The sequence below is a fragment of the Streptomyces sp. NBC_01244 genome, assembly GCF_035987325.1.
Taxonomy (GTDB): domain Bacteria; phylum Actinomycetota; class Actinomycetes; order Streptomycetales; family Streptomycetaceae; genus Streptomyces.
Window position 1 is genome coordinate 8,114,073 of record NZ_CP108488.1, and the last position, 12,663, is coordinate 8,126,735.

12 protein-coding genes and 1 riboswitch are annotated in these 12,663 nt (G+C 72.3%); of the genes, 11 read left to right on the forward strand and 1 reads right to left on the reverse strand.

The features are described from left to right. The first annotated feature begins 2 nt into the window (after positions 1-2). The gene (hpnH, locus tag OG247_RS36090) at positions 3-1,037 is read left to right on the forward strand and encodes an adenosyl-hopene transferase HpnH (RefSeq protein WP_327256169.1); all 1,035 of its coding nucleotides are present in this window, start codon (positions 3-5) and stop codon (positions 1,035-1,037) included. Continuing rightward, the gene (locus OG247_RS36095; RefSeq protein WP_327256170.1) at positions 1,034-2,416 is read left to right on the forward strand and encodes an aspartate aminotransferase family protein; all 1,383 of its coding nucleotides are present in this window, start codon (positions 1,034-1,036) and stop codon (positions 2,414-2,416) included. Before hpnH ends, OG247_RS36095 begins: the two co-directional genes overlap by 4 nt. 19 nt (positions 2,417-2,435) lie before the next feature. Here the strand turns inward: OG247_RS36095 and OG247_RS36100 are convergent, their stop codons facing one another. Beyond that, on the reverse strand, positions 2,436-3,257 hold the full coding sequence (locus tag OG247_RS36100) for a tyrosine-protein phosphatase (RefSeq protein ID WP_327256171.1): 822 nt from the start codon (positions 3,255-3,257) through the stop codon (positions 2,436-2,438). A 345-nt stretch (positions 3,258-3,602) separates the two neighbouring features. Beyond that, positions 3,603-3,799, forward strand: a riboswitch (cyclic di-AMP (ydaO/yuaA leader). Positions 3,800-3,801: 2 nt separating this feature from the next. Here OG247_RS36100 and OG247_RS36105 point away from each other — a divergent pair. From OG247_RS36105 to OG247_RS36145, 9 genes are all read left to right on the forward strand, one after another. Then, the gene (locus OG247_RS36105; RefSeq protein ID WP_327256172.1) at positions 3,802-4,785 is read left to right on the forward strand and encodes a M23 family metallopeptidase; all 984 of its coding nucleotides are present in this window, start codon (positions 3,802-3,804) and stop codon (positions 4,783-4,785) included. A gap of 67 nt (positions 4,786-4,852) precedes the next feature. After that, on the forward strand, positions 4,853-6,007 hold the full coding sequence (locus OG247_RS36110) for a winged helix DNA-binding domain-containing protein (RefSeq protein WP_327256173.1): 1,155 nt from the start codon (positions 4,853-4,855) through the stop codon (positions 6,005-6,007). A 109-nt stretch (positions 6,008-6,116) separates the two neighbouring features. Then, positions 6,117-7,010, forward strand: a complete 894-nt coding sequence (locus OG247_RS36115; RefSeq protein WP_327256174.1) for an SGNH/GDSL hydrolase family protein — start codon at positions 6,117-6,119, stop codon at positions 7,008-7,010. A 136-nt stretch (positions 7,011-7,146) separates the two neighbouring features. After that, positions 7,147-8,346 carry an MBL fold metallo-hydrolase gene (locus tag OG247_RS36120; protein WP_327256175.1) on the forward strand — a complete coding sequence of 400 codons (1,200 nt, stop codon included), beginning with the start codon at positions 7,147-7,149 and terminating at the stop codon, positions 8,344-8,346. Between the two features lie 405 nt (positions 8,347-8,751). Beyond that, positions 8,752-10,506, forward strand: coding sequence for a sensor histidine kinase (locus tag OG247_RS36125; protein ID WP_327256176.1), 1,755 nt, complete (start codon positions 8,752-8,754; stop codon positions 10,504-10,506). 38 nt (positions 10,507-10,544) lie between these two features. Continuing rightward, positions 10,545-10,976, forward strand: coding sequence for a roadblock/LC7 domain-containing protein (locus OG247_RS36130; RefSeq protein ID WP_327256177.1), 432 nt, complete (start codon positions 10,545-10,547; stop codon positions 10,974-10,976). Continuing rightward, positions 10,973-11,392: a DUF742 domain-containing protein gene (locus OG247_RS36135; protein WP_327256178.1), complete on the forward strand. Its 420-nt coding sequence runs from the start codon at positions 10,973-10,975 to the stop codon at positions 11,390-11,392. The genes OG247_RS36130 and OG247_RS36135 overlap by 4 nt, the downstream gene beginning before the upstream one ends. Continuing rightward, the gene (locus OG247_RS36140) at positions 11,370-12,029 is read left to right on the forward strand and encodes a GTP-binding protein (RefSeq protein ID WP_327256179.1); all 660 of its coding nucleotides are present in this window, start codon (positions 11,370-11,372) and stop codon (positions 12,027-12,029) included. Before OG247_RS36135 ends, OG247_RS36140 begins: the two co-directional genes overlap by 23 nt. A 20-nt stretch (positions 12,030-12,049) precedes the next feature. Beyond that, positions 12,050-12,601 (forward strand): GAF domain-containing protein, encoded by a 552-nt coding sequence (locus OG247_RS36145; RefSeq protein WP_327256180.1) that lies wholly within the window; start codon positions 12,050-12,052, stop codon positions 12,599-12,601. The last annotated feature ends 62 nt before the right edge of the window (positions 12,602-12,663 follow it).

A 12,663-nucleotide genomic window follows, 5' to 3' on the forward strand; every position in this document is an offset into this window, starting at 1 on the left:
AGATGGCCATGCCACTGCGACAGACCATCAGGGTCGGGACGTACCTGCTCGAACAGAAGCTCCGCAAGCGTGAGAAGTTCCCGCTGATCGTCGAGCTGGAACCGCTCTACGCCTGCAACCTGGCCTGCGAGGGGTGCGGGAAGATCCAGCACCCGGCCGGGGTGCTCAAGCAGCGCATGCCCGTGGCCCAGGCGGTGGGCGCCGTGCTGGAATCGGGCGCGCCGATGGTGTCCATCGCGGGCGGCGAGCCCTTGATGCACCCGCAGATCGACGAGATCGTGCGCCAGTTGGTGGCGAAGCGGAAGTACGTGTTCCTCTGCACCAACGCGATGCTGCTCCGCAAGAAGATCGAGAAGTTCACACCCTCCCCGTACTTCGCCTTCGCCGTGCACATCGACGGTCTGCGCGAGCGCCACGACGAGTCGGTGGCGAAGGAAGGCGTCTTCGACGAGGCGGTCGCGGCCATCAAGGAGGCGAAGAAGCGCGGATTCCGGGTGACGACCAACTCGACCTTCTTCAACACCGACACCCCGCAGACCATCATCGAGGTCCTGAACTACCTCAATGACGATCTCCAGGTGGACGAGATGATGATCTCGCCGGCCTACGCCTACGAAAAGGCCCCCGACCAGGAGCACTTCCTCGGCGTCGAACAGACCCGCGAACTCTTCAAGAAGGCCTTCGCGGGCGGTAACCGGCGGCGCTGGCGGCTCAACCACTCCCCGCTCTTCCTGGACTTCCTGGAAGGCAAAGCCGATTTCCCCTGCACCGCCTGGGCCATTCCGAATTACTCGCTCTTCGGATGGCAGCGCCCCTGCTATCTGATGAGCGACGGGTACGTGCCCACGTACCGGGAACTGATCGAGGACACCGACTGGAGCAAGTACGGCCGCGGGAAGGACCCGCGCTGCGCGAACTGCATGGCGCACTGCGGGTACGAGCCCACGGCCGTCCTGGCCACCATGGGGTCGCTGAAGGAGTCGCTGCGGGCGGTCCGCGAGACCGTGGGGGGCGGGAACCGGGACAAGTCGGCATGACCGGCTTCGATCTCGGTGCCCTGCTGGCCGAGCGGGGTGGCGAGCGGTACGAACTGCACGCCCGCCACCTCAACCACCAGCTGCCCCGGATGCTGCACACCATCGGCTTCGACAAGGTCTACGAGCGGGCCGAGGGGGCCCACTTCTGGGATGCCGAGGGCAACGACTACCTCGACATGCTGGCCGGCTTCGGAGTGATGGGCCTGGGCCGCCACCATCCGGTGGTCAGACAGGCCCTGCACGACGTGCTGGATGCCCAGCTCGCCGACCTGACCCGCTTCGACTGCCAGCCGCTGCCCGGGCTGCTGGCGGAGAAGCTGCTCTCCCACAGTCCGCACCTGGACCGGGTCTTCTTCGGCAACAGCGGCACCGAGGCGGTGGAGACCGCCCTGAAGTTCGCCCGGTACGCCACCGGGCGCCCCAGGGTCCTCTACTGCGACCACGCCTTCCACGGGCTCACCACGGGCTCGCTCTCGGTCAACGGCGAGGCCGGCTTCCGCGACGGGTTCGCGCCGCTGCTGCCGGACACCAAGGTCGCCCTCGGGGACCTGGCCGCGCTGGAGCGGGAGCTGAAGAAGGGCGACGTCGCGGCCTTCGTGGTGGAGCCGATCCAGGGCAAGGGGGTGCTCGCCGCCCCGCCCGGGTTCCTGCTCGCCGCGCAGGAGCTGCTGCACCGGCGGGGAGCACTGCTGATCGCGGACGAGGTGCAGACCGGCCTCGGACGGACCGGCGACTTCTACGCCTACCAGCACGAGGCCGGAGTCGAACCGGACCTGGTCTGTGTGGCCAAGGCGCTCTCCGGCGGCTACGTGCCCGTCGGCGCGACCCTGGGCAAGGACTGGATCTTCAAGAAGGTCTATTCCTCCATGGACCGGGTGCTCGTCCACTCCGCCAGCTTCGGCTCCAACGCGCAGGCGATGGCGGCCGGGCTCGCCGTCCTGTCCGTCATGGAGGACGAGCAGGTGGTGGCCAATGCCCGCGCCATGGGCGACCTGCTGCGCGGGCGGCTCGCCGCGCTCGTGGACGAGTACGAACTGCTCCACGAGGTACGGGGACGCGGGCTGATGATCGGCATCGAGTTCGGCCGGCCGTCCTCACTGGGGCTGCGGAGCCGCTGGAGCATGCTGCAGGCGGCGCGCAAGGGCCTGTTCGCGCAGATGGTGGTGGTACCGCTGCTGCAGAAGCACCGGATCCTCACGCAGGTCTCCGGCGACCACCTGGAGGTGATCAAGCTGATCCCGCCGCTGATCGTGAACGAGGCGGACGTCGACCGGTTCGTCGGCGCCTTCCGCGCGGTCATGGACGAGGCCCACGGCGGCGGCGCGCTGATGTGGGACTTCGGCCGGACCCTGGTGAGGCAGGCCGTCGCGAACCGCTGACGGCCCACCTCGTCGGACGTCAGTCCAGCAGCCGGTCGCGGAGCCGGCCGAGGGTCTCGGGCGTGAGCCCGAGGCCCTCGGCGAGGTAGCGCTCCACCCCGCCCCACTCCTCGTCGATGGTGTCGAAGGCCGTGGTCAGATACGGGGCGCGGGCGTCGAAGAGCGGGGCGAGCAGCTCCATCACCTCGGGGGCGCGGGCCTCGGGGGAGTCGCTGCCCCGGCGGACCCGGTATCGGTTGTGCGGGGCGTTCGACTCCAGGTAGTCCGCGAGGATCGCCTCCCGCTCGACGCCCAGCGCGAGCAGGGTGACGGCGATCGACAGACCGGCCCGGTCCTTCCCGGCGGCGCAGTGCATGAGCGCCGGGACGCTGTCCTCGGCGAGCGCGTGCACGACCCGGCTGTGCTCGGCGGTACGGGTCCGGATCATCGTCCGGTACGAACGGGACATCCGCGCGGCGGCCTTGCCCTCGCCCAGGATCTCGCGGAGCTGCGCCAGGTCCCCGTCGCGGACCATCTTCCAGAACTCGCTGCCGTCGGCCGGATCCGACAGCGGAATGTTGACTTTGAGCACCCCGGGCAGCTCCACGTCCGCACCCTCCAGCGCGTGGTCGGCGCCGTTGCGGAAGTCGAAGACGGTGTGCAGTCCGAGCGACCCCAGGAATTCCGCGTCGCTTTCGGTGGCATGCGCCAGATGTCCGCTTCGGAAGAGTCGTCCCGACTTGACCCTTCGGCCCTCCGTGGTCGGCAAGCCGCCCACGTCGCGGAAGTTGCGCACTCCGGTCAGTGCCGCTTCCGGCGCGGCCGGATCGGTGTGGGGGCTCTGGGGTATCTGCTGGGTCACAGGGGCTCCTCCGTGTTTTCCGTGCGGTCGTCGTCGCTCTTCGTCGCTCACCGTCGCTCGTGTCCGAATTACGCCACTTGTGGCCAACTTGCCATAGCGAGAGGCGAGATCGGACACGTCCCCGTGAGCCAGATCATACGGTGACCGTGAGTGCCTGATCGCGAATGGCGAATTCCCCTGTCCGGACGGCTGTTGGGGGAGGGGAATGGACGCAGGGTGACCGTAATTCCGTCGGTCCATCATCACTGGGAATCCGTCGGGGAATTCGGGACTTGTTCCGTGCGGCCGGGCTCGATTACCTTCGCGATCGATCCGGATGGACCGCCTAATCCTGCCGCCGTCCGGAAACCGCACCCGACTATTCACGCGCGCGGCAGGAGCGGGGGAACCAGGTAAGCCGCTGTTCCGGAGCTCCTTCGGGATCTTTACAACGGGACAGCTCGGGGTGAAGCCGTGCATGTGCTGTTCACCGGCACATACACCGCCGGACATCTCCAGTCCGAACCCGACAGCTCACCTCGCAGGCGTCGGAGAGGAATTCGCCATGTCCGGAACGGGTAAGCACCGCCGTCCCAAGTCCCGCTCGATATCCCGTGGGTTCGCCGTCGCGGGCACCGGTGGCGCGGCCCTCGCGCTTCCGCTGCTCGGCGCCACCGGCGCCCAGGCCGCGGGTGTCCCGGCCGCGGCGCCCGCCGCCGCTCCGGTCCAGGCTCCGCAGACCGTGGCCTTCCGGGCCGCGGCCGCGCCCGCCGCCGTGCAGGCCGCCCCCACCGTCTACACCGTGGTGCCGGGCGACCACCTCTCCAAGATCGCCGAGCGTCAGCACCTCGCCGGTGGCTGGGAGCAGCTCTACGCGGACAACCTCGAGGCCGTCGGCACCGACCCGTCGCTGATCCACCCGGGCCTCGAGCTCACGCTCGGCGCGAAGGGCTCGGCTCCGGCCGCGGCGGCCGAGTCCGCGCCGGCCGAAGCGCCGAAGCCGGCCAAGAAGTCCGCTTACTCCGGTTCTTCCAGTTCCCCCGATTCCTCTGATTCCTCCGCTTCTGTCGATTCGTCGGATTCCTCCGACGAGGCCGTGCCCGCCGCCAAGGCGCCCGCCAAGCAGCAGGGCGGCTCCGCGTCGACCGGCTTCGTCGCCCCGGTCAGCGGCGGCCCGTCCACCGCCTACAAGACCGCCGGCTCCATGTGGTCCAGCGGCTACCACACCGGTGTCGACTTCACCGCGAGCACCGGCACCACCGTCAAGGCGGTCGGCGCCGGCACCGTGGTCTCCGCCGGCTGGGGCGGCTCGTACGGCAACGAGGTCGTCATCCGGCACGACGACGGCAATTACAGCCAGTACGCGCACCTCTCCCAGCTCTCCGTCTCCACCGGTCAGAGCGTCACCGCCGGGCAGACCCTCGGCCTCTCCGGTGCCACGGGCAACGTGACCGGCCCGCACCTGCACTTCGAGATCCGCACCGGTCCCTCGTACGGCTCGGACATCGACCCGCTGGCCTACCTGCGGTCGAAGGGCGTCAGCATCTGAAATCCGAGGCGCTGTCGGAGGTGCCGGTTAGGCTGCCCGTTCGGACAGGGGACGGGACGGTCATGGCATGAAGGTCAGCGCGGGGGAGCTCAACCGCTCCACGCTCGCACGGCAGTTGCTGCTGGGGCGCGAGGCGATGGACGTGGGTGACGCGGTGCGCCGGGTGGTCGCCCTGCAGGCGCAGCACGCCGCCTCGCCGTACCTCGCGCTGTGGAACCGGCTCGCCGGCTTCGACCCGGCAGACCTCGACGCCGCCTTCACGGGGCGCGCGGTCGTCAAGTCGACGTTGATGCGGCTGACCCTGCACGCCGTGCACGCGGAGGACTACCCGGCCTTCCGGGAGGCCGTGCAGCCCTCCGTACGGGCCGCCCGGCTCGGGACCCGTTTCACGGACTCCGGGCTGACGGCCGCGGACGCCGACGTCCTCGTGCCGCAGCTGCTGGACTTCGCCGACCGGCCCCGTACGACGGCGGAGTGCGAGGACTGGCTCGGTCACCGGCTGGGAGCGGCGCCGCGGCCCGGAGCGTGGTGGGGGCTGCGGCAGTACGCACCGCTCCTGCACGCGCCCACCGCCGCGCCGTGGTCGTTCGGGGAGCGGCCGTCCTACGTCGCGCCCCCGCGCCGGCCGCGCACGGTACCGGCGGACCCGGAGGCGTCGGAGGAATCCCTGCGGACGCTGGTCCTGCGCTACCTGGAGGGGTTCGGGCCGGCGTCGGCGGCGGACGTGGCGCAGTTCTCCCTGGTCCAGCGGGCCAGGGTCCGCCAGGCGCTGCAGGTGCTGGAGCTCTCCGGGAGGCTCGACCGGCTGGAGGGGCCGGACGGCGAGGAGCTGTTCGACGTCCAGGGCGCACCGCGCCCGGCGCAGGACACGCCGGCGCCGCCCCGGCTGATGGCCATGTGGGACAGCGTGCTGCTCGCGTACTTCGACCGGAGCCGCATCGTCCCGCCGCAGTACCGCAAGCTCGTCGCGCGGATGAACGGCGACACCCTGGCGACCCTGCTGGTCGACGGGCACGTCGCCGGGGTGTGGCGCCCGGCCGGGCCCGGCGGCGGGATCGAGGCGACCGCCTTCCACCCCCTGCCGGAGGAGGTCTGGGAGGCGCTCGCGGGCGAGGCCCGCGCGCTGACGGCCCTCCTGGCCGACCGCGAACCGGAGGTCTACCGGCGGTACGGCCACTGGTGGAGCAAACTACCGAGCGCCGAAACCCGGTTGCTCGTCTGAGCCGTGGGGCCGGGACCGGAGGGGGGTCCCGGTCCCACCTTTCTTATTCCCCGCCCGGGGGGTGGTGAAGATCACGGTCCGTAAGGCCCTGGCTACGGTCGCGTAGGTCATGATCCACGGTGAAGTATGGGGTCCCGTGGCAGCGACGACGACATCCAAGACCAAGACCATTGGCTCGTACGCGGCGCTCGGGGACAGTTTCACCGAGGGCGTGGGGGACCCGGGACCGGGGGGCACCTACCTCGGCTGGGCGGACCGGCTGGCCGTCCTCCTGGCCGACCGGCGCGAGGAGCGAAACGAAGAATCAGGGGCGCCCGGCGGGGCGGGAGCTTCCGGCGCGTCGGGTGACTCCGGCGAGTACGCCGGTTCCGGCGGGTTCCGCTACGCGAACCTGGCCGTACGGGGTCGGCTGCTGGACCAGATCGTGGCCGAGCAGGTCCCCCGGGCCAAGGAGCTCGCACCCGACCTGGTGACCTTCTGCGCGGGCGGCAACGACATCATCCGGCCCGGCAGCGATCCGGACGACGTGGCCGAACGGTACGAGGCGGCCGTGCGCGACCTCGCCGGATCCGTCGGCCTGGTCGTGATCACCACCGGCTTCGACACCCGGGACGTGCCGGTCCTCAAGCACATGCGGGGCAAGATCGCGACGTTCAGCGCGCACGTCCGCTCGATCGCCGACCGGTACGAGTGCCCCGTACTGGACCTCTGGTCGCTGAAATCCGTACAGGACCGGCGGGCCTGGGACGACGACCGGCTGCACCTCTCGCCCGAGGGACACACCCGGGTGGCCCTGCGCGCCGCCCAGGTGCTGGGCCTCGACACGCCGGCCGACCCGGACCAGCCCTGGCCGCCGATGCGCCCGCGCGGATCGGTGGACACCACCCGCGACAACATCCACTGGGCGCGCGAGCACCTGGTGCCGTGGATCGGCCGACGGCTGCGCGGGGAGTCCTCCGGGGACCACATGGAGGCGAAGCGGCCGGACCTGCTGCCGCTGTAGCAGGGGTGCGGGGGCGGGCCGGGAGGGGGGCCGGGCGCGTTCGGAGCCGGGTAGCGGAATCCTTGGGGAGTGTCGCGCGTTGGGATGGTGGTAACCATGAGAACGCCCCGCCCGCACCCCCCACACTGGAGGCGCCTTGACCGGCTCCCGTCCCTTGCGTCCACGGCTGCGTGCACTGCGGCCCGAAGCCTTCGGCGCGGACCCGTCCGGTGCCCGGCTGGAGCGGATCCGGCGTTCGCCGAACTTCGCCGACGGAGTCTTCCAGAACCCGGCCGGGACCCGGACCAGACCGTCCGGGTCCATGGCGGAGTTCGCCAAGATCTACTTCCACAAGGAGCAGCGCCTCCGGCGTAGCCCCGGCGCCCCCATCCCGGTCTACCCGACGACCCTCGCGGAGCTGTCGAAGCCCGCGGTCAGCGGCCTGCGGCTGACCTGGATGGGCCACTCGAGCGTGCTCGCCGAAATCGACGGGCGCCGGGTCCTCTTCGACCCGGTCTGGGGCGAGCGGTGCTCCCCCTTCCCCTTCGCCGGGCCCAAGCGGCTGCACCCGGTACCCGTACCGCTGGCCTCGCTGGGCGAGGTGGACGTGGTGGTGATCTCGCACGACCACTACGACCACCTCGACCTGCCGACGATCAAGGCCCTGGCCGGCACGGACACGGTCTTCGCCGTCCCGCTGGGCGTCGGCGCGCACCTGGAGCGCTGGGGAGTCCCGGCCGACCGGCTGCGCGAGCTCGACTGGAACGAGACCACCAAGGTCGCCGGACTCTCGCTCACCGCCACCCCGGCCCAGCACTTCTGCGGGCGCGGTCTGCGCAACCAGCAGTTCACCCTGTGGGCGTCCTGGGTCGTCGCGGGCGACGAGCACCGGATCTACCACAGCGGGGACACCGGCTACTTTCCCGGCTTCAAGGAGATCGGCGCGGCGCACGGGCCGTTCGACGCCACGATGATCCAGATCGGTGCGTACTCGGAGTTCTGGACCGACATCCACATGACGCCCGAGGAGGGCGTACGTGCCCACCTCGACCTCCAGGGCGGTGTCCCGCGCGGGACGATGCTGCCGATCCACTGGGGCACCTTCAACCTGGCCCCGCACCCGTGGGACGAGCCCGGGGAGGGCACGGTGACCGCCGCGGCGGGGGCCGGGGCAGCGATCGCCCTGCCGGTGCCGGGGCAGCCCTTCGAGCCGGGCGCGGCCGACGCGCCGAGCGCACCCTGGTGGCGGCCCTTCGTCGCCGCGGGTTCGCCCCCGCCGGTCACGGCGGCCCGGCCCACCGTGGTCGCACGGCCGGAGGCCGTGACGCGCGAGGAGCCGGAGGCGGTGGGCTCCTAGGCCCGCAGGCCGTAGGACTGGAACGTGAGCGGAGCGGGACCTCCCGGGTGGGGAGGTCCCGCTCCGCTGTGCTTTCGGGGCCGCCCGCGGCGTCGCTGGGGAGGCTGCCGACGAGGTGGGGCCCCCGAGGTCGCCTTGCCGAACTCGGTCGTGGTGGGGCGGGAGAGGGGTGAGGTGCGGGCGGGACCCGCGGGAGGCGGCGCGTGCCCGCGGAGAGCCGGGGCGTGCGCGCTCCCGGCGCATTCGGGCTGTCGTGCGAGCGCTCCATCGGGAGCGGGAAGCACCCGGGCGAAGTTCCCCAACTGGCCGTCCTGGGGCCGAGCGTGCGGTCTAGCGTGGGTATCCGGTGATCAACACCGGATCCCGGGAAGCCCGGGGGCCGGGCCCCACATACCGAGGACGACGATGTCCGGACTCCGCGCCGCCCGCCACTCCCCGTCGAGACATGCCGTCACCGGTCCCGGTCGGCAGATACGGCCCCAGCTGATCCGCGCCGCCCTGCTGCCCACGCTCGCCGCCGGGCTCAGCGGCGCCGCCGCGGTGATCTTCGCGCTCCAGCTCGGCGGCGGCGCGGGTGCCCGCGACCCCCGGCTGTGGCCGGTCCTCAGCGGCTGCGCCCTGCTCTTCGCCGGCGCGCTCGCGGCCGCCCTGCTCGGGGCCCAGCGCGCGGCCAAGACCGTACGGGACCGCTGCGAGGCGCTGCGCCGCTCCAGCGTCCGGGGCCGGCAGGAGCTGCACATCACCGCCGACCGGCTGGAGCGCGGCGAGCTGCCCGCCCGCCCGGTGCGCGGCGGGCCGACCGCGCCGTCCTTCGGTGCCGAGACGGCGGGGATCGACGAGTTCTGGCTGCTCTCGCAGGAACTGCGCGGCGCCCGCGAACAGGCCCACGCGACCCTGGTCCGCCTCGGCGGCCCCGTCACGCCCTCCGACAGCGACCGCAAGGTCGAGGTCTTCGTCAACCTCGCGCGCCGCCTCCAGTCCCTCGTGCACCGGGAGATCTCCCTGCTGGACGACCTGGAGGACACGGTCGAGGACCCGGACCTGCTCAAGGAGCTCTTCCACGTCGACCACCTCGCCACCCGGATCCGGCGCCACGCGGAGAACCTCGCGGTGCTCGGCGGAGCCGCCTCGCGCCGTCAGTGGACGCGGCCCGTGGACCTGAGCGAGGTGCTGCGCTCCTCGGTCGCGGAGGTCGAGCAGTACACCCGGGTCAAGGTGGTGCCCCCCGCGGGCGGTTCCGTACGGGGCCACGCCGTCGCCGACGTCGTGCACCTGCTGGCCGAACTCGTCGAGAACGCCACCGTGTTCTCCGCCCCCGACACCGATGTCGTGGTGCGCGCGGAGCGGGTCACCGCCGGGATCGCGGTCGAGGTGGAGGACCGGGGCCTCGGCATGCCGCCCGAGGAAGCGCACCGGATGAACGCCCTGCTCGGCGATCCCGACCAGATCAGCGTCCGGCAACTGCTGGCCGACGGCCGGATCGGCCTGTTCGTCGTCTCGGCGCTCGCCCGCAGGCACGGGATCGCCGTCGAGCTCAAGTCCAACATCTACGGTGGCGTGCTCGCCGTACTGGTCCTGCCCCAGGAGCTGTTGGGGGCCGAGGCGCCGAGCGCCGCCGACGCCCTGGGCGGCTCCCGGGCCACCTCCTGGGGGACCGGCGAGGGGACGGGCGCGCCGCGGCTGGAGCCCGTACGGGTGCCCCTGCCCGCGCCGGAGCCCTCCGGAGCTCCGCCGGTGGTACCGGGCTGGGATGCCGGGGCACCGGGCAGGGTGCCTCGTACGGGGCCCTCGGGTGCGGAACCCGCGGTCGTGGAACATGCGGTCGCGGAACCGGTGATCACGAAACCGGTGGTCGCGGAGCCGGTGGTCGCGGAGCCGGTGGTCGCGGAGCCGGTGGTTGTGGAAGCCGCGGTGGTGGCGGTGGCCGCGGTGAGGGCGCCGCTCGCGCCACCGCTGTCCGTACCCGCCGCCCGGGACGGCGGAGAACGGCCGCCGCTGCCCCGCCGGCGGGCCCAGGAACACCTCGCGCCCCAGCTGCGCGAGGCTCCCGTACCCCGGCAGGCCGGCGCCGAGGGCGCCGAGCGGCCCGTCCACGACCCCGGCCTGATGGCCGCCTTCCAACGGGGCTTCGGCCTCGCCCAGTCGGAGCACCAGACGTGACCCCGGCCTCTCACCCGACAGCGAAGGAGCGCACCCCCATGGGCGGCGAAGTGGCGACCACGACCAGTCGGCTCTCGGACCTCGACTGGCTGCTCAGCGGCCTGGTCCAACGGGTGCCGTACACGCGCAGCGCGGTCCTGCTGACCGCCGACGGGCTCGTCACCTGCGTGCACGGGCTCGACGCCGACAGCGCCGACCACCTGGCGGCCCTCGCCTCCGGGCTGTACGCGCTGGGCCGCAGCGCCGGGTCCCGGTTCGCGGAGGGCGCCGAGGTCCGGCAGGTGGTGGTCGAGCTCGACACCGCCCTCGTGTTCGTCTCGGCGGCCGGATCCGGCACCTGCCTGGCCGTACTGGCCGACCGGGAGGCCGACGCGGGCGTGCTCGGCTACGAGATGGCCATGCTGGTCAAGAGCGTCCGCCCGTACCTGGCGGCCCCGCCGAGGCGGCCCGCCGCCGACGCGGAGCGATGAGGGCCGGTGCGAGGGGGGCGACGGCACCGGGAGGACCGCGTGATGCACCGTGGCTGGACGATTCGGCGGGCCGGGTCATCCGCCCGTACACCGCGAGCGGCGGGCGGACGCGGCCGTCGGTCGCCCTCGACCTGCTGTCGCTGGTGACGGCGACCGGAGTGCGCCCGCGTGCGCCGCTCGGCGCCGAGCACGCTCTTGCGCTCCGCCTGTGCGCGGGCTCGGCCGCGGTCACCGTCGCCGAGGTGGCGGGGCACCTGAGGCTGCCGGCGGTGGTGGTCAAGGTCGTCCTCGGAGACCTGATGGAACACGGGGCCGTGACGGTACGGGCACCTTGTTTCCCGACCGGCGGCTCCTTCGCCGACGACGACCAGTCCCTGCTCCGGGCGGTGCTCGATGGCCTGCGCAAACGGCTCTGACCCGGCCGCCCGCGGATCCTCCGCGACCTCAGCGACCTCAGCGACCTTGAAGATCCTGGTCGCGGGCGGGTTCGGGGCGGGCAAGACCACCTTCGTCGGCGCGGTGAGCGAGATCGAGCCGCTGAGCACGGAGGAACTGCTGAGCGGGATGAGCGAGTCCGCCGACCCGCTGGACGGGGTCGAGGCGAAGACCACCACGACCGTGGCGCTGGACTTCGGCCGGATCACCCTGGACGAGCGGCACGTGCTCTACCTCTTCGGCACCCCCGGCCAGCAGCGCTTCTGGTTCCTCTGGGAGGAGCTGTGCGCGGGCGCGCTGGGGGCGGTGGTGCTCGCCGACACGCGCCGCCTCGCCGACTGCTTCCCCGCCGTGGACTTCTTCGAGCGGCGGGGGATCGGCTTCCTCGTCGCCGTCAACGAGTTCGACGGCGGGCACGGCTACACCGCCGGCGAGGTGCGGGACGCCATGGGGCTCGGCCCGGACGTGCCCGTCGTGCGCTGCGACGCACGCCTGCCGAGCTCCGGAACGGGGGTGCTGGCAGCCCTGGTCCACCACTTGCTCGACACGAAGTACCCGAAGCGTGCGGCGCATCCGGAGCACGCGATGTCCATGAGGTCCGCGCGGCGCGCGGAGTGACGTGATGTGGGGGAGACACCATGACCTACTACGAATCGACCGGACACCTGCTGCTCACACCGGTGGACCGGGAGGCCCCCGCACGCGTGCTGAGACTGCGTGAACTGGGGCTGGGGGAGCGGGTGGACGGTGAACTGGACGCGTTCGCCCGGCGGGTCGCGGACGAGCTCGCCGCGCCGTACGCCGGTATCAACTTCATCAGCGAGGAACGCCAGTTCTTCGCCGGCCTGCACCACGCCGCCGACGCCCCGGCGAGCGGCTATCCGGCGCGGACGCTCCCCCGGGACCACGGGTACTGCCCGCACGTGGTGGTACGGCGGCGCGCGCTGGTGCTGGAGGACGTACGGGACTTCGCGCGCTTCGCGGGCAACGCCGTCGTGGACGAGAGCGGGGTGCGTTCCTACGCGGGCGCGCCGCTGACCGACCGGCGCGGGATCGTCCTCGGGACGGTGTGCGCGGTGGACGTGGTGCCGAGGCGGTGGGGGCTGGCGGGGCTCGCGGCGGTGAAGGCGCTGGCGGCGGAGCTGGTGGACCTGGTGCACCACCGGGAGGACCTCGCGGCCCGCGGGTGAATGTCAGTGCCCGGGGCTACGGTCGGAGACGAGGGATGGCACCGCAGCGGACCGGAGAGGAG